Raw genomic sequence first — 22,197 nt, 5'->3', positions numbered from 1 at the left:
TACTTTTGCAGGTAAATTCAGTTAGATTATGAAGATTAAAGATATAGACCTCGGCAAGTACCCCGTATTGCTTGCCCCCATGGAGGACGTGACCGACCCGGCTTTCCGCCTGATGTGCAAAGGTTTCGGAGCGGATATGGTATACACCGAGTTCGTGTCGAGCGACGCACTGATACGCTCCGTCAGCAAGACCGAGCAGAAACTGAACATCAGTGACGAAGAACGCCCCGTAGCCATACAGATATACGGTAAAGATACGGATACAATGGTAGAAGCGGCACGTATTGTGGAACAGGCGCGTCCGGACATACTGGACATCAACTTCGGCTGCCCCGTAAAACGTGTAGCCGGCAAAGGAGCCGGAGCGGGAATGTTGCAGAATATCCCCAAAATGCTGGAGATAACCCGTGCCGTGGCAGATGCCGTAAAGATTCCCGTCACCGTAAAAACCCGTCTCGGCTGGGATGCCGGCAACAAGATTATCGTAGATTTGGCGGAGCAACTGCAAGACTGCGGTATTGCCGCCCTTACCATTCACGGCCGTACCCGCGCCCAAATGTATACGGGCGAGGCGGACTGGACTCTGATCGGTGAGGTCAAGAACAATCCCCGTATGCATATTCCCGTCATCGGCAACGGCGATGTCACCACTCCCCAAAGAGCCAAAGAGTGCTTTGACCGCTATGGAGTGGATGCCATTATGATAGGCCGTGCCAGCTTTGGCCGTCCCTGGATATTCAAGGAAGTGAAACATTATCTGGAAACGGGCGAAGAAATGCCGCCCCTCAGCACGGAGTGGAAGCTCAATGTGCTCCGCCGGGAAGTAGAAGACAGCGTAAAACTGTTGGACGAACGGCGGGGCATCCTGCACGTGCGCCGTCACCTGGCGGCCAGCCCTTTGTTCAAAGGTATTCCCAACTTCCGGGATACACGCATCGCCATGTTGCGGGCAGAGACCAAAGAGGAGCTGTACCGTATCTTTAAAGAGATAGAGAAGTTGATATAATCCGATATTATCCCTGTAAAGCGACGCAAAGAGCCGGCTTGTTTTCTCTGACAAGCCGGCAGTCGTCCGTTACATAAACCAGCAGCAGTCAGAACGCAATTTAGTACGTCCATTTCAGCTTATATTCGTGGCTGTAATGTGTTCAAACGCGCATGTAACAAACTGTTTCCCTATGGAAAACAAACTGTTTTGACGTATGGAAACAAACTGTTCCGTACGGTGAAACAAACTGTTTCCCATAACAAAACAAACCGTTCCGTAGCATGAACCGGAGAACTCCGGCCATACATAAACCCAAAGAGGATGATTAGAGAAAAAAAGAATGCAGGATTTAAGGATGCCGATGTATGGAGACAAGAAGATTCATCCCTCTTTTACCTGAACATCGGCTGCGCAAACCACCGCTTGAACATCCGCGTTACCGCCACATAAAGAACAAGGGCAGAGAAAAAGCCGACGATAGCATCAATCAGGTAATGCGCCTGAATATACACCGTAGCTCCGCACAGCAACAAATAGAAAGGAAGCAGGCAAGCAAACAGGCATCTGCTGCCCCGCCATGCCATAATCATCAGAATAGTGGACATACCGACATGGGAACTGGGGAAAGCCGCCGTCGGACGCTCTCCCACTTGTTGCGAACTCTCCACCAGATTGTAGAAAAATCCATGCTCGTATCCCGGCCCGGGCAGTAATTCCTGATTATGATTGAAATAATCGCCGATGGAAGGGAATATTCCCTGCGCCACATTATCGTTGCCGATAGCGGGAAAATAGAATTGCGGTCCTGCCACCGGTACGAAAATATAAAACAGGTAGTAGATAAAGAAAGCGGTGACTATCACGAACGATACTTTCTCAAAAAGCTCAAAACGGTAGAGGAAGTACCACACCACTACCAGAAGAATCATCGGATAATAGAAGAAGTAACCCATGTTGAACGGCTCGCTGACCCACATCTGAGGGAACCGCAAAGAAAACCATACGGCAGGCTGCCCCCCGAATATCCATTGTTCGGCCGATGCGAAAACATGGTCCAGATTGGGAAAGATACGGTTGAACTCAAATGTATCGGGATACCAGTAAGAAAGCAGCGACATCTGGATGGCTATACGGATAAAGGCGGAAAACTTGCAAGGGGCAAGCCGATAAAGATACATCAGCAGAAACGTCATGCCCGCAATCATAGCGCGGTCGGCAAGCATCTGCGCCGGATGATCCATTTCTTGGAAAAGAAACAGTATGAGAATGGAAGTCAACAGATTATATATCAGTGTGATCTTCTCTACCGCAAAAAGCCCTTTACGGGTTTCTACTCTCTTGAATAAGTCTAAAGCCATCCTTTATCTTTATACCAGGCAATGGTCTCCTTTACTCCCCGTTCCAAATCGTATCCGGGGCTGTAACCCAGTTCCTTAACGGCCGGAGTAATGTCGCACTGCCAGTTGCGTTGTTTCATTATTCTATACTTGTCCGAATTGAGCGTACTGGTAGTGTTCCGGCGCTTCGCCCAATATTCGGCGAGCAAAGATACAACTTTCAATATAATTAACGGACATCTCAGACGAATTACAAACGGATTCCCCAATTCTTTCCGTATCAAGTCGGAAAAGGCACGGCTTTGATACACCTTGCCGTCCGCCAGAAAATAGGCGCGGCAGGATATTTGTTTCTCTATTCCCAAGAAAACGGCCTGCACAATATCCTTGACGTAGACAAACGTCAAATCCTGACGGCGGAAGCCTACGGAGAAGTCCGTGTGCTGCCGGATGGACTTTGCCATCAGGAAATAATCCTTCTCGCGCGGACCGTAGACACCCGTAGGGCGATAGATGACGTAAGGGAAGCCCGGTATGCTTTGCAGATAAATCTCCGCTTTCAGTTTGCTAAGACCGTAAGCCGTATTGGGCATAGGGGTGTCTTCTCCCGTTATCGGAGTATATGTCTTTTCGCGTATCGGGCCGAATACGCTCAAGGTGCTGATAAAGATAAACTGCCGGGGAATCATGTTCAGCTCACGCAACGTATCTACAAAGTATTTGGTCTGCAGATAGTTCACACGCTCGAAGTCATTCTTGTCCACGCATTTGGTGGCTCCGGCGCAATGGATAATATAATCGAACTTGCTGTAAGTCCCTTTATGACCGGAAAGTTGCGCGCGCAATTCGTTGGGATGCGCAAAGTCGAGCTCAAGAAAATGTATCTTCTTATCCTGCAAATACTCCCGGCTGCTGGACGAACGAACGCCTGCCCATACACCGAATCCCCGCCTCAACGCTTCTTCCACGATGAAACTTCCGATAAACCCGCTTGCTCCTGTTACTAAAACCGACTCCACTTTTGTTTATTACAAATTTTGATGATTACGAATTACTGCTCCCGCTATTTCACCGGCTCTACATGGATACCCACATGAGTACCTTCGCCAAACTGTTCTTTCAAGGTATTCTCAATGGCCGTCGCCGTACGGTGCGCTTCTTCCAGTGTTATTTTGCCGTCCATGCGCACGTGCACCTCTATCGCATAATGATTGCCTATGCGGCGGGTACGCAAATGATGCGGCGAACTTACTCCGGGGAAGGAAAGGATAATCCGCTGTATTTCATTTTCCACATCGGCAGGCAACGATTTCTCCAACAACTCATCCACACAAGGAATCAATAGCTTTACGGCTACCTTCATAATGAAGAAACTGACGACAACCGCAGCTATCGGGTCGAGTACCCGCCAGTGATTTCCCAAAAGAATAGCTCCGCCGATACCTATGGCTGTGCCTATGGAAGAAAGAGCGTCGCTCCGGTGATGCCACGCATTGGCCACCACTGCCCGGGAGTTCAATTTCTTTCCCCGAAACACCGTATAGCGGTAGAGCGCCTCCTTAAAGGCGATGGACACCAACGCTGCTATCAATGCCAGCATTCCCGGCTCCTGCAAAGAACCGCCGTGAAGAAACCGATAGATAGAAGAAGCGCCGTTCCAGAAAATTCCAAAGCCGACAAAAAGCAATACAATACCGATAATGGCGGTTGCCAAAGTCTCATATTTGCCATGCCCGTAATCGTGTCCCTCATCTTCCGGCTTGGAAGAGATGCGCACAAAGACAATGACGATGATGTCCGTAACAAAGTCCGACAGCGAGTGTACGGCATCTGCCAGCATGGCGGCGCTATGCCCCGCGATTCCCGCAAAGAACTTAAACAGAAGCAACAGGAAGTTCACCACACTCCCCACAATCGTTACGCGGTAAATACCTTTTTCCCTCGCAACCTCTTCCTTATCCACAGATCGTACTTCCATGCCCTTTCTTCTAAGTCGCTGCAAATATAGTACATAAATCTATTATGACCGGTCGTTCCCCTATAAATTTCAGTAAGACAGAAAGATTTTGAAGGCAGAGTGAACGAGTGAATACATTTATTTGTTTACTTTGCAAGAAAGATAAAAAGATATCAAATTATGGCTAAGACAAAGAAAGAAAAGAAAGAGAAAAAAGCCGGCAAGCGAATGAAGAAGAAAGAGCTCGTCAAAACGCTATTGGACTTCTTCCACATAAAACAAGACGAAGTACTGTCCCTGAAATACATTTTTGAACAACTGCACCTCACCACGCATCCACTGAAAATGCTGTGTATGGATATCCTGTCCGAGTTGTCGGATGACGATTACATCACCGAGGTGGACAAGCATAAATACAAGCTGAACAATCATGGCGTGGAAATGACCGGTACTTTCCAGCGCAAAAGCAACGGAAAGAACTCATTCATCCCCGAAGGTGGCGGTGACCCCATTTTCGTGGCCGAACGCAACTCGGCACACGCCATGGCAGGCGACAAAGTACGCATCGCCTTTTATGCCAAACGCCGCGGACGTGAAGCCGAAGGCGAAGTCATCGAAATACTGGAACGCGCCAACGATACCTTCGTAGGAACACTGGAAGTTGCCAAATCCTACGCTTTCCTTGTCACGGAAAACCGTACGCTGGCCAACGACATCTTCATCCCCAAAGAGAAACTGAAAGGTGGAAAAACAGGCGACAAAGCCATCGTCAAAGTAGTGGAATGGCCTGACAAGGCTAAGAACCCCATCGGTCAGGTCATTGACATCCTGGGAAAAGCCGGAGACAACACCACCGAGATGCACGCCATCCTGGCCGAATTCGGGTTGCCGTATGTCTATCCCGCATCCGTGGAAAAAGCCGCGGACAAGATTCCCGCCGAAATTCCCGCGGAGGAGTATGCCAAACGTGAAGATTTCCGCAATATAACCACCTTTACCATAGACCCCAAAGACGCCAAAGACTTTGACGATGCCCTGTCCGTCCGCAAACTGAAGGACAACCTGTGGGAAGTGGGCGTGCACATTGCCGACGTGACACATTATGTAACGGAAGGCGGCATCATCGATAAAGAAGCGGAGAAACGGGCGACATCCGTTTATCTCGTAGACCGCACCATTCCGATGCTGCCCGAACGGCTGTGCAACTTCATCTGCTCCTTGCGTCCCGATGAAGAGAAACTGGCTTATTCCGCCATCTTCGAAATGACGGACAAGGGAGAAGTAAAGAACTCGCGCATCGTACATACGGTTATCAAGTCCGACCGCCGCTTCACATACGAGGAGGCGCAACAGATTATCGAAACCAAAGAGGGAGATTTTAAAGAGGAAATCCTCAAACTGGATTCGCTTGCCAAGATATTGCGCGAAAAGCGGTTTGCCGCCGGCGCCATCAACTTCGACCGCTATGAAGTGAAATTCGAGATTGATGAGAAGGGCAAGCCCGTCAGCGTATATTTTAAAGAATCCAAAGACGCCAACAAGCTGGTAGAGGAGTTCATGCTACTCGCCAACCGCACTGTGGCCGAAAAGATAGGGCGTGTACCCAAAAACAAAAAGCCGAAAGTATTCCCTTATCGTATTCACGACCTGCCGGATCCGGAGAAGCTGGATAACCTGTCACAGTTCATCGCCCGCTTCGGCTATAAGCTGCGCACCAGCGGAACCAAAACAGATGTGTCCAAATCCATCAACCACCTGCTGGATGATATTCAAGGGAAGAAAGAAGAGAATCTCATCGAAACCGTATCTATCCGCGCCATGCAAAAGGCACGCTATTCCGTGCACAACATCGGGCACTATGGATTGGCATTCGACTATTACACCCACTTCACCTCTCCCATCCGCCGCTATCCGGACATGATGGTGCACCGGTTGCTGACCAAGTACCTGGATTTAGGCGGACGAAGCGTTTCCGAGCAGAAATACGAAGCGCTCTGCGAACATTCCAGCGGCATGGAGCAGATAGCCGCCAATGCGGAACGCGCCTCTATCAAGTACAAACAAGTGGAATACATGACGGAACGTCTGGGACAGACTTACGACGGTGTTATTTCCGGCGTTACCGAATGGGGACTGTACGTTGAGCTGAACGAGAATAAATGTGAGGGAATGATACCTATCCGCGACCTCGATGATGATTACTACGAATTCGATGAAAAGAACTATTGCCTGCGCGGACGACGGAAGAAACGCACGTACAGCCTCGGTGACGCTATCACCATCAAGGTGGCACGCGCCAACCTCGAGAAAAAGCAACTGGACTTTGCCCTGATTGAATAAAACAGGATTATTATAAAAGCTTACATACACATACATGAAGACAATTACTATTACAGATCGCGCGCAAATAGAAGATATTATCCGTAAATGCCCTTATTGTACGGTCGGGATTACCGACGGAGAAGGCAATCCGTATGTAGTGCCCATGAACTTTGCCTGGGAAAATGATACCGTCTACCTGCACTCGGGGCCCGAAGGAAGTAAAATAGAAATGGTGGTACGGCATCCGCAGGTCTGCATTAACTTTTGTGAAGGGCACGAACTGGTGTATATGCACAAACAGATAGCTTGCAGTTACAGCATGAAATCCCGCAGCGTTATCTGTAAAGGCAAAGTACGCTTCATAGAAGATATGGATGAGAAACGCCGGATACTCGATATGCTCATGAAACAATATACAGACAATGCGTGCAATTATGCCGAACCGGCTGTACGCAATGTGAAAATATGGGAAGTGAAGGTGGATGAAATAAGTTGCAAATCGTTCGGGCTGAGGCCGAGTGAAGTGAAATAACGAGAAAGAGCGTGCTTTCCCGCACGCTCCTAACCTAACTAATAAACCTAATTAACATCATTGTGTGATTCCTAAATCTTTCTTGTCAGAAGCTTTATTGGATAATGGTGATGTTGAAATCTGATAAAAATTACCAGTATTCGCATCTACATATTCAGGTCTATAGTTTGTAATATTCTTACTCCCCAATTTACCCCAGAAAGAAGCAATACGTCCGGAATTATACAGATTAATATAAGACACTGACAATTTATCCCAACTCATCTCATTGAAACGAATACTGGCTCCTCCCTTTCCACTGTTGGCAAAAGAACAATTAGTCACAGTAGCACTTTGTACTCCTATCAAACGCATAGCAGAACCTTGCTCTTTATTGTCCACATTTTCAATTGTACAATGGTCAACTGTCAACAATGGTCCACTGGTGCTTTCATCATTTCCACCTCGATAAATATTCAAAGCACTACCTAATAACCGATAAAATATACAATTATCAACATGTAACTCTTCTACATTGTACTTACCTTTATCATCCTTCTCTCCAGCAAAATTAATTGCTTCCCCTGACATGTCATGAAAAAAAGAATTCCGGATAATCACCATTGGTGAGAAAGTAGATTTTTCACCACGGATGGCCGCCAAGCCAGATTCATTGAAATTATAGAATTCACAATTATCAACAGTAAGTAAATAAGGAGTAATAGTACCTGATTTCACGGTTATACCACCTTCGGACAAAGCTTTCCCTGCCTCACCTTCACCATTGAAAGCAAGACCTTGTATTTCCAAGTTTCCACCATTGACAATGGTCACAAATGCTTTACCAGACATACCATTAAAGCATAAAACGGGGCGTTTAGATAAATGGGAATCTGCTTGAATACGAATATATTTATCTATCAACAAAGTATTATCCAACCAATAGACACCCTCTTCCGAGAGATTCAAAATATCACCGGACTGTGCTTGATTCAAAGCCTCTAATAGTGTATTTTGTCCTGCCTTTACACTGATTTCATTACCGGTAAGCACCAATTCATGATTTTCAGAAAGAGTATACCAACTTGCACCGTTTTTTTTCTCCATATATGGCTTTAAATCAATACTATCTGATAAAGTCGTATTATTCTGAAACCCTCTTTGTGTTACGGTATAGGGATAATTCACCACATTATCAATAAAAGTAAAACCAGAAATATCATCAAAAGACTGATAAAGCGCTTTATCCGACTTACTAATGAACTGATTACGAATAAAAGAGATATTTGAGGGTGGTAATGTACGTTCATTATCTTTTCCTACACAAAATAAGATATTATCACAATTAATAAAGCGGTTATCTTCTAACGTTACATCCTTTACATGATGATAACGGTTAGGTAAAGAATTAGGAACCGCATTCATCAACCCAAGAGCCGCAAAAAAACGATCACCTTTCAGCCCATAGAACAAATTTCCCTTAATAGTATGCCCTTCATTGACTACACGTACTCCGCCTGTACAAGGTAATCCATTTCCTATAAATGCATTTCCTTCAACTAAATTACGGTTACCATGACGTAAAGCCAAAATACCACGACATTCTAAAAATACATTATTACGAATAATGTTATCACTTGATTTGATAGAAACAACTTCAACTTCTCCATTACAATGGTGAAACATATTGTCTTCTATCACAGTATTCGAAGAAAAAAATGCATGATGTGAGGTTCCCACACGAATCGTTTCGCCCCCATTTGAGCCCAATATCGGACGTTCACCGAAATAATTGTGATCAATTCTATGATTATTATTACGGTCTCCCTCACCATTTAAAATAACAGCCAAAGTTACTCCTGCATAAAGCTTACCCAAAATAGAATTATGGTCCAGTCGGTTATTTCGTCCGTAAAGAAGAATCCAGCTTCCAGATACCCCACGATCTATCGGATTGAAGTAATCAATGACACAATCTGTTATACGGCAGTTGTTAGCAACTTTTTCACCATTACGAAACTCAATCACAGCTCCTTTAGGAGTGTAACCATTACGAAAATGCAATCCGTTTATTTCAACGTATTCTCCACATAAACGAAGATTAGATACACCTTCTATAAAAACACTGCCTGGTTGTTGAGCCATAACAACAATCGGCTCTTCTACCTTACCATACCCCTCAAGTTGTAACTGGATATTTGTATATGTACCTGATTTAATATAAATCGTATCACCTGGACCAGCTTTCTCCAAAGTACTTTGAAGAGAATTTAAGTCAATAGTCCGATTTCCTTGCGAACATGCGGCCAACAAAGGAAAAATCCAACAAAGTTTAATAAATGATTTAAGCATCACAAGCTATATATTAAAGTTTCACTAGTTAACGAATTTTCATCGGATAATAAATACCCTCCGTCATTAATGAAAAATTATCTGTACGGAAAGGAGTTGCTGGGAAACCCTCTTTATTAAAAAGATTAGCTTCCGTCCAATTAGACCAACCATAACGTACCGCAATAGGACGCTCTACAACATCAGACCAGACAAATACTTTTCCATCCCTAATTTCCGCTCTTGCCGATACAAAATTATAATCCGCCCCACAAATAGAAAAACCTTTCAATTCCCCGCCCAAAGCAGTCAAACCAGAATAAACAAAATCAAAACTAATTTCTGCTTTATTGTCTTTTATTTGCATTGATTTATATACCGGGCCTGAATATGGTACTTTTTTATCATATTGCAAATGCAAAGCACAGGATGCTAAACGTTCACCAATAGGTTTCTTATAAATAGGGTGTACATCGTTTTTCTCCCCTTTATCAATACTGACTACCATAGCAGTATTCTTTACTGTTTTCCATGTAAATAGCTGGGCATCACGTAACTCAGCCCAATTTGGACGATCTTGCCAAAAAGGATGATCAAAATTCGACAACTGAACAAAATAAAATGGTAAATCAGGTTGATGAAAATCAGTACGCCATTGTCTAATTAATGCTGGAAAAAGTACTCTATACTGCTCCGCCCGCTCTGCATTACCCTCGCCTTGATACCAAATTACACCTTTAGCCGTATAAGGAATAATACGCTGCAACATAGTATGATACAATCCACAAGGGCGTTTATGATGTTTAGGGCCCACTGGTTCGAAAGGACGAACAACGTTTTTATATCCCATAGTCACTGAGTCATTATAAACCCTATAAAGTACCTTATACTCCTCCATTTTTTTCTCATATAAGGTATCATCCATAATAGCAACTTTACGATAATTATCCAAAATAGGACGTAATTTATCATCTCTTTCCAGCGTCTCTTCTTTCACCCAAGCTTCAGCAGGCGTTCCACCACGATAACAACAAATGATACCAATAGGAACATTTAATTCTTTCTGAAGCTTACAAGCAAAATAATAACCGATGGCAGACATATTCGCAACTTGTGGCGCTGTTGCGGTCTGCCATTTCATTTCTTTATTAACATTATGCCCTTTATAATATACTTGAGGTACCATTAGAAAATGAATATTCTGATTATTAGCTGAACGAACAACAGCTTCTCCATTTTCACTCATAAACAGCTTACGCTCCATATTTGATTGTCCTGTTGCTAACCACACTTCTCCAACATACACTTCAGACAGTAGAACAGATTCATTTCCTGAAGTTACTTTTAACCGATATGGCCCTCCAGCAGCCAGATTCTTCAAAGACAACATCCAGCGCCCGTCAGGCTTAACTTCTGTCTTTACTTTTTGATTTTGAAATTCGACCTGTACTATAGCAAAAGGACGTCCTATTCCCCAAATATTATTTATATCTTCTTGCTGCAATACCATTCCTTCACCAAAAACTTCAGCTAAAGACAACTGGAAATTATTACCCGTGGAGGCTCCCCAAAGGAGCCCCCAACAGATACAAATTTGCAAACATACAAATATACAACCTCTTTTCATCATTTTTATCAGTTATAACCCTCGTTCTGAGATAAAATTTCTTTTCCTAACAAACGAATTTCACGTCCTGGAATAGGATAAAGCATTTGAAATCTTTCTACCTTAGTAAATTTCTGCTTTGGTAAAAGTCTAGAGTCCTGTCCGTGTGCTTCCATAATTCGAATCGTTTCAGATACTCCAACTACACGCTGTAAATCAAACCAACGTTGGTTTTCGAATGCAAACTCAAATTTACGTTCCTGAAGTAATTCATTTCTAGAAACCGAAGTTACGGGAAGATACCCTGCACGTGCCCTCACTGCATTATAAACGGCTAAAGCATTCACATCATTAGTTATATCATTCGCATAAGGTTCAGAGGGAGCACCTAATACCGCTTCAACATACATTAAAAGTACATCAGCATAACGTAAAATAGGAGCATCGGCAGCATTATCCTTTTGTGAAGGCTTAGTTCCCCTTTTCAAGTATTTACCACACACAATCCAAATACCCGCTTTATCTTCTTCCATTAAATTGGTCTGGCTACGTACAACATCACTTTCACATTCCTCAGCGAATGGAGTAGTAGGTGTATTTAAACCTGAATTACCACCAAATACAGAAAAATCATAACTAAATGTTTGTCCTTCACCCGAAGTAGAATTAAATTGAACAGCAAATAATATCTCACTATTCCATTTAGTGCTTTCTGAGAATATAGAGCTATAGTCTGAAGCTAATCCTACTCCTGAAACTGTACTCTTGCTAGGATCTGACATATTAATCAAAGTAGCAAGCAAAGTCTTTGCATCGGAATGACGGCCTAAAGTAAGATATACTTTAGCAAGCAACGCTTTAGCTGCCATAGCATTTGCTTTGCCCTTAGTCATGTCAGGCAAATTATTTATAGCAAACTCTAAATCGGGAATAATGACAGTAGAATAAACCTCAGAAAGAGGCTTCCGGCGAAACATATCTGTTTCATTGGCATCTATCGTACGAGTAATAATAGGTAAATCCCCCCATAAACGAACCATATTAAAGTAAACTAATGCACGTATAAAGCGTGCTTCACCTTCTATTCGGTTACGAGTCGCCTCATCATTTACTATACCCAAATTATCTATTACTAAGTTTGTACGGGAAAGAGCATTGAAACAGGCTTTCCAATAATTATATACATCACCACTCTCAACAATATCTTTCACAAAAGTGTCAATATATCCAAACTCACCTTCTGCCAAATAAGAAGAAGAAAGATCTGAACGCATTTCCATCAATACATAATCATGATTCAAAGACATTTGTTGGAGACCGTCATAACAACCAACCAAAGCCAATTCAACATCACTTGTCTTATTAAAGAAGTTTGTTTGTGTCAAATCTGATTTAGGTTGTAAATCCAATGCATCCGTACAGGAAGCCAAAAATAAGCTTAAACCCAAACCTATTATATATTTCATTTTTTTCATATCAGTCAACATTAGTAATTAAAATTGAAAATTAAAGCCAAGCGTATAAGTACGAGCCAACGGCATTGCACCACTCTGATAACCATCAATCAATGGAGTATCAAAGCTCTTAATACCTTCAGGATTATACCCTTTATAATCACCCAACAAGAAATAGCATGGATTATAAATAGACGCATAAACACGTAATGAACAGTTCTTCATAATATTTTTAGGCAATGTATATCCTAAATTGATACTGCGTATTGCAATAAAAGAAGCATCCTCTACAAACCAGCAGGCTGAAGCTTTATGTTTGATATTATTATAGGAATTCTGGTACTCAGGCAACAATTTCCCATTCCATTGACTCTGAGCATAATGCTCATCAATATTAAATACTTTATTACCATGTGACCCTTGAACCACTACATTTAAATCGAAATCTTTCCATTTTAAATCATTAGTCATACCCCAAGTTACTTTCGGATATGGAGAGCCCTGTGCTACCATATCATCATCGTCTATTTTTCCATTGCCGTCCAAGTCTTTAACATGTACCAATTCTGGTTTCACATCAACCGGCCATACAGGACTGATAAGCCCTTCGTTAGGAATCTCTTTTTCAACAACAAAGCCATAGAATTGAACTAAAGGTTTACCGACCTCAGTTACAAAATATGTAGGGCGTTTTTCTTCTCCTTTAGGACTGCTTATAATCTTATCTACACCACCTAAGTTTAAAACCTTATTAAAGTTCTGTGCAATATTTAAACTTGTAGACCAAGAGAAATCCTTTGTTTGAATATTCTGGGTTGTAATTTCAATTTCATAACCGGTATTACTCATTTTACCCATATTAACCAACTGGTTTGTTTGTCCCGTCATACTAGAGATCTCTCTTTCCAAAAGTAGTTTATCCGTTATCGTATAGTAAGCATCAAGATTAATTCTCAAACGATTATTAAACATACCCAAATCAAAACCACCATTATACTGATAAGTTCTCTCCCAACCCAAGTCTTTATTTTCGCTGGAAATTTGTGTATATCCAGGAGTTACTTTATTATTGATTACAGCATTGGACTGTGAAAGAAGACCAAATGCTTGGTAATTACCAATATTTTTATTACCACTGGCACCAAAACTTGCTCTAATCTTTAATTCATCAATTATCTTCTTAACCGGAGTAAAGAATGATTCCTCAGAAATACGCCAACCTAAAGATACTGAAGGGAAATACCCCCATTTATTATTAATACCGAAACGAGAACTTCCATCCCAACGTGAACTTACAGAAGCAAGATATTTACCTTTATAAGAATATGTGACACGTCCTAGTGCCGATAATAGCAGTTCCTCATACTCAGTAGTATTACCCGAGTTAATGATACCAGCATTCAAGGTTTGAATATTATCAGTCGGAAAGTCTGAAGCTGTCATATTGCTATTATAGCCTGTAGTCTTTTGAACTGTATAACCAGCCAATATACTTAAAGAATGATTTTCTCCTAAATTAGGAGTATAGGTCGCAATATTTTCATTCAACCAATCTATTACTTTTGCAGTTTTATATTGTCCGCTCGTTTTACCATTATTATGAGCTAAACTACTCTGATAAAATTTATAGTCCATCATAGAAGCATATCCACCAAAAGAACTTTTTAAAATCAAACCTTTAACAGGTTGATACTGTAAGTAGATATTTCCTAAGGCTTTAATATAACCAGTTCTATCATTACGCTCTAAAGTAGTAGAAATACCATTATTACCACCAGCATTTTTTACACTAATATATTCTCCATTATAAGGGACTTTCGAAAAATGATATTCATGAGCATAGTCACCTATATTTAATGTAGGATCAGACAAACGAGCCCATTCAATTGTCTCAGCAGTATGCCTTACTGGGATGTACATAGCATCTCTAAATACCTGATTAATATTTGATTGAGATCCTGAACGATAAGCGCGTTGGGAATCAACAACTGCATTCACATTGACGCCGAATTCTAATTTATCATTAATCTTAGCATCAACCTTAGCATTTAAATTAAACTTTTTATAACGATCTGTTATAACAATTCCTTTCTCATCCAAAAAAGAACCAGATGCGTAGTAGTTCACGTTTTTTGAACCGCCAGAAACACTAATCTGATGGTTCTGTATATATCCCAGTTTTATTGTTTCTTCTACCCAGTCAGTTTGAGTTCCCAAAACATCAGAAGCAACATAAACTTTTTTCATATCATCTACCATAGACGCATGAGCTCCACTGGTCGGTCTACCCATTTCTGCATATATTTGTTCTGCTTTTATCTTCCAGTCTTCAGGACGTGTACGTTGTATTCCTTTCAACAGTCGCTCTTTAACACCACCATAACTATTTATGCGAATAGTAGGTTTAGAGCCTTCAGAGCTACCACTACGTGTAGTCACAATAATAATACCATTTGCACCTCTTGAACCATAAATAGCAGCTGATGCAGCATCTTTCAATACCTCAATAGATTCTACATCATTCATATCAACATCTGATAAATCTCCTGGGATAGGATAACCATCTACTACGATCAGAGGATTCGTATCTGCAGAGATAGATCCAATACCACGTATCTGAATTTTAGGACTAGCCCCCGATTGCGCTGAAATATTTTGAATTTGCACACCCGCCAATTTACCAACTAACGCTTGGTCTGCACGAGAAACGGGTAATTGCCCCAGATTTTCATTTTTAATTTTTGAAATAGAACCTGTTAAATGAGATTTCTTCTGAACACCATAACCAACCACCACGACTTCATCTAGCTGTTGTTGATCCTCAGTCAAAGTTACATTTATTTTTGGCTGTCCTTTGCAAGCTACTTCTTTCTGAGTAAACCCGATGTATGAAAATACAAGAATGTCTGTCGCTAAATCTGGTACACTAATTGAATAATTTCCATCAATATCAGTAATACATCCAATAGTAGTCCCCTTTACAAGAATATTCACACCCGGCAAAGGCGAATTTGTCACATCTATAACTTGGCCTGTCACAATTTTCGTTTGGGCAAAAATCGCCATACCATACAGTTGCATCCAGCAAAACATGATTAACAAAAAAGTTCGCCGAGAAGCAGTTTGAAATAATTGTCTGTTCTTCATAAAACTATAAAATTAATGATTAACAATAAATATATATCGCAATAAGATAATAATTCTAACAGTAGTTTTACCATCTTCCATAGCCATTCGCTACAGAAAAGTCGATCATCTTACGAATGCACTCAATCCAACAAAACAATAGACATTTCATATATTGGTTTGCCAAAAATAATAGTATTTTTAATAATATCAAAGTAAAAAGAAGAAAAATATAAAATAAATTATATTATCACATAAGAGCTCTATAAATAACGATATACATATAAAGTGGTACGTGTACATTATTATATTATTAAACACAAAACGATATAAAACACTAATAATCAACATAATTAATATTTAATTAAAGAAAGTAAAAGACGGAAAGAAACAACCATAAAAAGTGAATACAAAAAATATCAGGTAAACCTATGATAAAAAACATAAAAAATATCAAGTATTTTATTTGCTCAAAATAAAATTAACCACTACTTTTGGAAAACCAATTTAAAACAAAGAAATACTCATGAAAACAAAAAGTATTCTAATAACTATTTTCTTGTTTCTGGCATTTACAATCCAGGCCAAGTTACCAAAGCATCCCTGCTTATTGCTTACTCAAAAAGGAATTGAAAAAATAAAAGCTCAAAACAAGCCGGCTATGTTATTCAATACGACATTAATTCAAATAAAAAATCAAATAGATCCTATCTTAAAACAACCGATAGAAGTTCCACTTCCTAAAGACGCAGGTGGTGGCTATACACACGAACAACACAAGCGTAACTATAATAACATGTATAATGCAGGTGTGCTTTTCCAATTAACTGAAAAAAAAGAATATGCGGAATATGTAAAAGAAATGCTTATACAATATGCTGAAATGTATCCTAATCTACCCTTACATCCAATTCAAAAATCTAATTATAGAGGAAAGCTCTTTTGGCAAGGGTTAAATGAATGTGTTTGGTTAGTATACACATCTCAAGCCTATGATTGTATATATAATTACTTAAACCCCAAAGAAAGAGAGTTTATTGAAAATAATTTATTTAAGCCAATGGTTGAATTTATCGCTATACACAATAAATCCACATTCGAAAAAATTCATAACCACGCTACCTGGGCAGTAACAGGAGTGGGGATGATTTCCTATGTTATGGGAGATAAAGATATGCTTGAGAAAGCATTATATGGACTAGATAAAAGCGGAAAAAGTGGTTTTATTAGGCAAATAGATCAACTTTTTTCACCCGACGGATATTTCGAGGAAGGGCCTTATTATCAGAGATATTCATTACAGCCATTCATTATGTTTGCTCAAGCTATTGAGAACAATGAGCCTGAAAGAAAAATATTTGAATATAAAAATGGAGTAATATTAAAAGCCGTCACTACCCTATTACAAATGTCTGAAAACAACGGCCAATTCTTTCATTTCAATGACGCTTTAGACAAGACCTGGCACAGTACAGAGTTAGTTTGGGGTATTGATATCGCCTATAATAGAACAGGTAACAAACAACTATTATCTATAGCAAAAGAACAGAATACTGTTATCCTAAATGAAGCTGGATATAAAGTTGCTACTGACATAGAACTTGCACAACCTTTTATACATCAAACAATGGTCATAAGCGATGGAGCCAAAGGCGACGAGGGTGGCATTGGAATTCTACGCTGCCCAAATAAAAATAATGAAAGCTGTGTAGCTCTAAAATACACATCACAGGGTATGGGACATGGACACTTTGATAGGTTATCATTTACCTATTACGACAATAATAAAGAAATAATACAAGACTACGGGGCTGCACGTTTTTTAAATATAGAGCCTAAAAATGGCGGCCATTATTTACCTGAAAATAATAGCTTTAGTAAGCAAACAATAGGGCATAACACCCTAATAGTCGACGAAACCAGCCACTTCAATGGTAAATTGGACGAAGCATCAAAATACTCTCCCACATTCTATGCTTTCATCAATGGCGAACAGGTAAAAATGATCAGTGCAAAAGACAAACACGCTGTTCCCGGAGTAACTATGCAGCGAAATCTACTGCTAATCTCCCATCCTGCTTTTGAACATCCTCTCATTATTGATATATTCAAAATAATTTCACAAAAAAAACATCAATACGATTTGCCTTATTATTATAAAGGGCATCTCATTAATACTGATTATAAATACAACGCATTCGATACAACTCGCACTTTGTTAGGCAGCAAAAACGGATACCAACATTTATGGATAGAAGCACAAGGAAACCCCAGGCAAGAGACAACTTCTACCACTTGGTTAAACGATAATAGATTCTATACATTAACCGCTGTAACCGATGAAAATACAGAGATATTTCTAACCAGAATTGGTGGTAACGACCCTAACTTCAATTTGAGAAACGATCCTTGCTTAATGTTTCGCCAGAAAGAGAGTGATAATCATACATTCGTATCTCTCATAGAAGCACACGGAGAATACAACCCACGTCTGGAATATACATTAGCTCCTTACACAAACGTACAAAACATCCAAATTATAATGGACACAGAGGAATATACTATCCTCAAAGTTACAACTAAAAACAAACAGACCATAACTATCTGTTTTGCGAATACAGATAATAATCCACATTCTGTACATAAAATAAGAGATTATAGCTGGCAAGGAGTCTGCGAAATAAAATAACGTAAATAATAACTATTAAAAAAACAACATTATGAAAACATGTAGTAAAGTTTTCCTATTAGAAAATGAAATAAGTTGGGAACAAGTTGGTGAAGGTATTCAAAGGCAAATACTCGGATATGACGGACAACTCATGCTAGTAAAAGTGAAATTTCAGAAAGGGGCTATTGGAAACGCCCATGAGCATTTTCATTCCCAATCCACCTATGTTGTTAGTGGAGTGTTCGAATTTCATGTAAACGGAGAGAAGAAAATAGTAAAAGCCGGAGATGGAATCTATATGGAACCGGATGTCTTACATGGTTGTACCTGTCTCGAAGCTGGTATTTTAATTGATACCTTTAGCCCAATGCGTGAAGATTTTATAAACGAATAACTATCATGAAAATCAAAGGTGTAAGATGGTGGATTATTGGGCTAATCATGCTCATTACCATCATAAACTATTTGGATAGAGGTACTCTAAATTATATGTGGGTAGCCAATATTGAATACACTCTAACGGACTCTTTTAATCCTAGTCTTAGAGTGAACCAAGCCACTCAGATAAATGAGCAAACCTATCTTTTAACCAACGGTCAAGGCCATGAGATTCAAGTTGAAGCAAGTAGAATCTCACTAAAGGAGAAAAATGGCCAAACAATGGTAATAAACAAAGAGGGGATTGCCTATGATTTAGGACTAATCAGTACTGATTTGTCTACTGAAGAAGCTGCCAAGCAAGCTAAAGATATACTAGGAACGATTACCATATTTTTTATGATAGCTTATGGTATAAGCCAGTTAGTATCTGGAAAAATGTATGACAAAATTGGTACAAGAAAAGGATTCTTCGTTTCTGTATTATTATGGGGAGCCGCAGATGCCATGACATCACTATCACGAGGCATCCTTTCATTAACAACATTTCGTATGATGCTGGGATTGGGGGAAGCCGGTCCATGGCCAGGAACCACTAAAAGTAACGCTGAATGGTTTCCACAGAAGGAACGTGCATTAGCACAAGGTTTATTTGGTGCAGCAGCTTCGTTGGGTTCTATTTTTGCACCCATCATTATACTCATGCTGTATATTACACTTGGATGGAAGCTTACATTTGTAGTTGTCGGTGGTTTCGGTTTATTATGGCTAATCCCATGGATTATCATCAACAAAAAAGGACCTAAAGAACACCCATGGATTACTGATAAAGAAAAAGAATACATATTAACTGGACAACCGGAAATCAAGATTACCAATGACAAAGGTAAAGGCTGGAGAGAATTATTATCAAACAAAAAAAACTGGTCTGTTATTTTAGGACGTTTTTTTCTTGATCCCATTTGGTGGATGTTTGTCACTTATCTACCACTCTATCTAGCAGATGTCTTCAAACTTAATATTAAGGAAGTAGCATTCTCCGCATGGGTTCCTTATGTAGGCGCAATGGTTGGTAGTATTGCCGGTGGATGGATGTCAGGCTTTTTAATCCGAAAAGGAAAAAGTGTTGATTATTCACGTAAAGCTGCCATGTTATTGGGTGGATTTATTATCATCCCTTCTATAATTGCAGCCGTTTATTCTACAACTTCTATTATGGCAGTTATCTTTATGGCTTTCGTCTTGGGAGGTTTTCAATTTGTCATGACGAATATTCAAACAATACCCAGCGACCTACACTCCGGAAAATCCGTTGGCTCATTAGCAGGTCTAGGTGGTGCATCAGCCGTATTAGGAACTATTCTAGCAATATTATTTGCCCAATACATCACAAACTGGCTATTATTATTCTCACTACTTGCAGCATTAGTTCCATTATCATTATTATCCATATTTTTGACTGTCGGTAAAATAGAACAAATAAAATAAAGTTACACATATTCATTAAACTAAAAAATAATATGAAATTACAAGGTAAAGTAGCCATCGTGACAGGTGGAGCACGTGATTTGGGACGTGCAATCTCAATCAAATTCGCTCAAGAAGGAGCTAAAGTAGTTGTAAACTATTTCGACAACCCGGAAGATGCAGCAGAAACTTTAAAATTAATTCAGGCTGCAGGATCTGAAGGAATTATTGTACAAGGTGATATGACAAAAGCAACTGATGTCAAAAATCTATTTGACAAAGCTATTGAAGCATTTGGAAATCACATTGATGCATTAGTTAATGTTGTTGGTGGAATTGTTGGTCGCAAATTAGTAACAGAACAAGACGAAACTTGGTATGACTTTTTAATGGATGTAAATATGCGTAGCGTATTTCTATGTACCCGCGAAGCTGTACCGTACATGAGTGCCGGATCTACCATTGTCAATTTTTCGTCTCTTGCAGCCCGTGATGGTGGCGGTCCTGGAGCATCTATGTATGCAACTGCCAAAGGTGCTGTTATGACTTACACACGTGCTATGGCCAAGGAGCTTGGTCCCAAAGGAATACGTGTCAACGCATTAGCGCCCGGCACAATAGCTACATCATTCCACGATCGCTTCAATACACCAGAAAACAGAGAACGACTGAAAGCCACATATGCCCTCCGTCGTGAAGGTGAAGCAAAAGAAGTGGCAGATCTAGTAATCTACCTTTCATCCGAGGATTCCTCTTATATTACTGGTGCAAACATAGATATTAATGGTGGTAGTTTCTTCTCATAAAACAATTCAAAATAAATAATATATAAAGATGGCAGGAGCCCAATATTGGCTTCTGCCATTTTAATATAAAATATCTATTTTGTAACAGGCGAGAGGAGAGTTTTTCCTTCAAAGTAATTTATAATATTCTGAAGGGCATAACGAGTGCTTTCTACACGTGTATCAATAGTCCCTGTGCCATTATGAGGTGATAATAGCACATTATCAAGCTGTAATAATTCCGAAGGTATTTCAGGCTCATTTTCAAATACATCCAACCCCGCACCAAATATTCTTTTTTCTTGAAGAAAATGTATCAATACTCTTTCATTAATCAGATTTCCCCTAGCTGTGTTTATCAATACCACAGAAGGTTTCATTAGATTAAACTGTTGTATATCAATCATGTGATAGGTTTCTGAAGTCGCTGGGGCATGTAATGATATAAAATCAGATATAGCTAACAATTCATTCAAACTGACCCAATCAGCCTCATACGCATTTTCAATTTCTTGAGATAATCTTTTTCTATTATAATATATAATTCTCATACCACAAGCAGAAGCTCTTCTTGCCAAAGCTTGCCCTATCGCTCCCATACCAACTATCCCTAAAGTCTTTCCATATAAACTGATTCCAAGATTTTCCATCACATCAATTTCTATTCCTCTTGATGAACGTAATTTCCTATCACATTCAGAAATTCTTCTAGCCACATTCAATAACAAGGAAAAAGCCAGCTCAGCCGTTGGTTCAATAACCGGTTTCGGAGAATTGGTTACCAAAATTCCTTTTGTAATAGCATAATTAACATCTATATTATCATAACCTGCTCCAAAGTTTGCAATAATCTCCAAGTTAGTAGCACGATCTATAATTTCTTTAGTTACCTTAAATGCATAAGTAGGAAGCAAAGCATCACAACGCCCAATCCATCTATCAAGCATACAGCTACTAATCAAGCCTTTATCAGGCATAATAATTTTATAATCATTTACAATTGTTTCAAAAGCCACTTTAGGAAGTTGATGAGTCACAAGAATCGTTTTCATATATATCACTAAAACATGTTTTACTATGGCAACTTAATATACTTTTATACAAAAATAAGTTTTCAGAATTGGAAAACCAAATATAAGCTAAAAAAGAATACTAAAACACCTAGCCTATCTCCAATCTAAACCGAATATATTTTCTAACATTTTGTTGAATCTATAAAAGAAGTATTTTGAATTAATTTGTATCTTTGCAAATATTTAATAAA

The 22,197-nt window shown here is 39.9% G+C and carries 15 protein-coding genes; 7 read left to right on the top strand and 8 right to left on the bottom strand.

Features of this window, described 5'->3' with window-relative positions:
• Positions 1-28 precede the first annotated feature (28 nt).
• Complete coding sequence (gene dusB, locus I2F54_RS00870; protein ID WP_118045355.1) at positions 29-1,006, top strand: tRNA dihydrouridine synthase DusB; 978 nt, start codon at positions 29-31, stop codon at positions 1,004-1,006.
• Between the two features lie 374 nt (positions 1,007-1,380).
• Here dusB and I2F54_RS00865 read toward each other — a convergent pair whose 3' ends face one another.
• Genes I2F54_RS00865 through I2F54_RS00855 form a run of 3 tightly spaced genes read right to left on the bottom strand, consistent with a single transcriptional unit; the run spans position 1,381 to position 4,303 of the window.
• Positions 1,381-2,346, bottom strand: coding sequence for a phosphatase PAP2 family protein (locus I2F54_RS00865; RefSeq protein WP_022218672.1), 966 nt, complete (start codon positions 2,344-2,346; stop codon positions 1,381-1,383).
• Positions 2,337-3,344, bottom strand: a complete 1,008-nt coding sequence (locus I2F54_RS00860; protein ID WP_022218671.1) for an NAD-dependent epimerase/dehydratase family protein — start codon at positions 3,342-3,344, stop codon at positions 2,337-2,339. Before I2F54_RS00860 ends, I2F54_RS00865 begins: the two co-directional genes overlap by 10 nt.
• Before the next feature lie 44 nt (positions 3,345-3,388).
• Complete coding sequence (locus I2F54_RS00855) at positions 3,389-4,303, bottom strand: cation diffusion facilitator family transporter (RefSeq protein ID WP_181986669.1); 915 nt, start codon at positions 4,301-4,303, stop codon at positions 3,389-3,391.
• 159 nt (positions 4,304-4,462) lie between these two features.
• Here I2F54_RS00855 and rnr point away from each other — a divergent pair, with 159 nt between their 5' ends.
• Positions 4,463-6,622 (top strand): ribonuclease R, encoded by a 2,160-nt coding sequence (gene rnr / locus I2F54_RS00850; protein WP_009122079.1) that lies wholly within the window; start codon positions 4,463-4,465, stop codon positions 6,620-6,622.
• 34 nt (positions 6,623-6,656) lie between these two features.
• Positions 6,657-7,136, top strand: coding sequence for a pyridoxamine 5'-phosphate oxidase family protein (locus tag I2F54_RS00845; RefSeq protein WP_009122078.1), 480 nt, complete (start codon positions 6,657-6,659; stop codon positions 7,134-7,136).
• A gap of 57 nt (positions 7,137-7,193) precedes the next feature.
• Here I2F54_RS00845 and I2F54_RS00840 read toward each other — a convergent pair whose 3' ends face one another.
• The 4 genes from I2F54_RS00840 to I2F54_RS00825 are packed head-to-tail and all read right to left on the bottom strand — an operon-like array spanning position 7,194 to position 15,653.
• On the bottom strand, positions 7,194-9,467 hold the full coding sequence (locus tag I2F54_RS00840; protein WP_195500324.1) for a chondroitinase-B domain-containing protein: 2,274 nt from the start codon (positions 9,465-9,467) through the stop codon (positions 7,194-7,196).
• 28 nt (positions 9,468-9,495) lie between these two features.
• Positions 9,496-11,076 (bottom strand): sialate O-acetylesterase, encoded by a 1,581-nt coding sequence (locus tag I2F54_RS00835; RefSeq protein ID WP_195500323.1) that lies wholly within the window; start codon positions 11,074-11,076, stop codon positions 9,496-9,498.
• A gap of 5 nt (positions 11,077-11,081) precedes the next feature.
• Positions 11,082-12,527, bottom strand: coding sequence for a RagB/SusD family nutrient uptake outer membrane protein (locus I2F54_RS00830; RefSeq protein WP_229097108.1), 1,446 nt, complete (start codon positions 12,525-12,527; stop codon positions 11,082-11,084).
• 18 nt (positions 12,528-12,545) lie between these two features.
• Complete coding sequence (locus tag I2F54_RS00825) at positions 12,546-15,653, bottom strand: SusC/RagA family TonB-linked outer membrane protein (protein ID WP_229097107.1); 3,108 nt, start codon at positions 15,651-15,653, stop codon at positions 12,546-12,548.
• Between the two features lie 505 nt (positions 15,654-16,158).
• On the opposite strand from I2F54_RS00825, the gene I2F54_RS00820 reads away from it, so the two are divergent.
• Genes I2F54_RS00820 through I2F54_RS00805 form a run of 4 tightly spaced genes read left to right on the top strand, consistent with a single transcriptional unit; the run spans position 16,159 to position 20,954 of the window.
• On the top strand, positions 16,159-18,321 hold the full coding sequence (locus I2F54_RS00820) for an alginate lyase family protein (RefSeq protein ID WP_009122073.1): 2,163 nt from the start codon (positions 16,159-16,161) through the stop codon (positions 18,319-18,321).
• Positions 18,322-18,352: 31 nt separating this feature from the next.
• Entirely contained in the window at positions 18,353-18,697 is a 345-nt protein-coding gene (locus tag I2F54_RS00815) for a cupin domain-containing protein (RefSeq protein WP_004291739.1), read from the top strand.
• Positions 18,698-18,702: 5 nt separating this feature from the next.
• The gene (locus tag I2F54_RS00810; RefSeq protein ID WP_004291742.1) at positions 18,703-20,169 is read left to right on the top strand and encodes an MFS transporter; all 1,467 of its coding nucleotides are present in this window, start codon (positions 18,703-18,705) and stop codon (positions 20,167-20,169) included.
• Between the two features lie 32 nt (positions 20,170-20,201).
• A complete protein-coding gene (locus tag I2F54_RS00805) occupies positions 20,202-20,954 on the top strand; it encodes an SDR family NAD(P)-dependent oxidoreductase (protein ID WP_009122072.1) in 753 nt (250 codons plus the stop codon).
• 74 nt (positions 20,955-21,028) lie between these two features.
• Here the strand turns inward: I2F54_RS00805 and I2F54_RS00800 are convergent, their stop codons facing one another.
• On the bottom strand, positions 21,029-21,985 hold the full coding sequence (locus I2F54_RS00800; RefSeq protein WP_195500321.1) for a 2-hydroxyacid dehydrogenase family protein: 957 nt from the start codon (positions 21,983-21,985) through the stop codon (positions 21,029-21,031).
• Positions 21,986-22,197: the final 212 nt, after the last annotated feature.

Origin of the sequence: Bacteroides clarus (assembly GCF_015555825.1) — a bacterium.
Classification (GTDB): domain Bacteria; phylum Bacteroidota; class Bacteroidia; order Bacteroidales; family Bacteroidaceae; genus Bacteroides; species Bacteroides clarus.
This window is presented reverse-complemented; position numbering and strand designations above follow the sequence as displayed.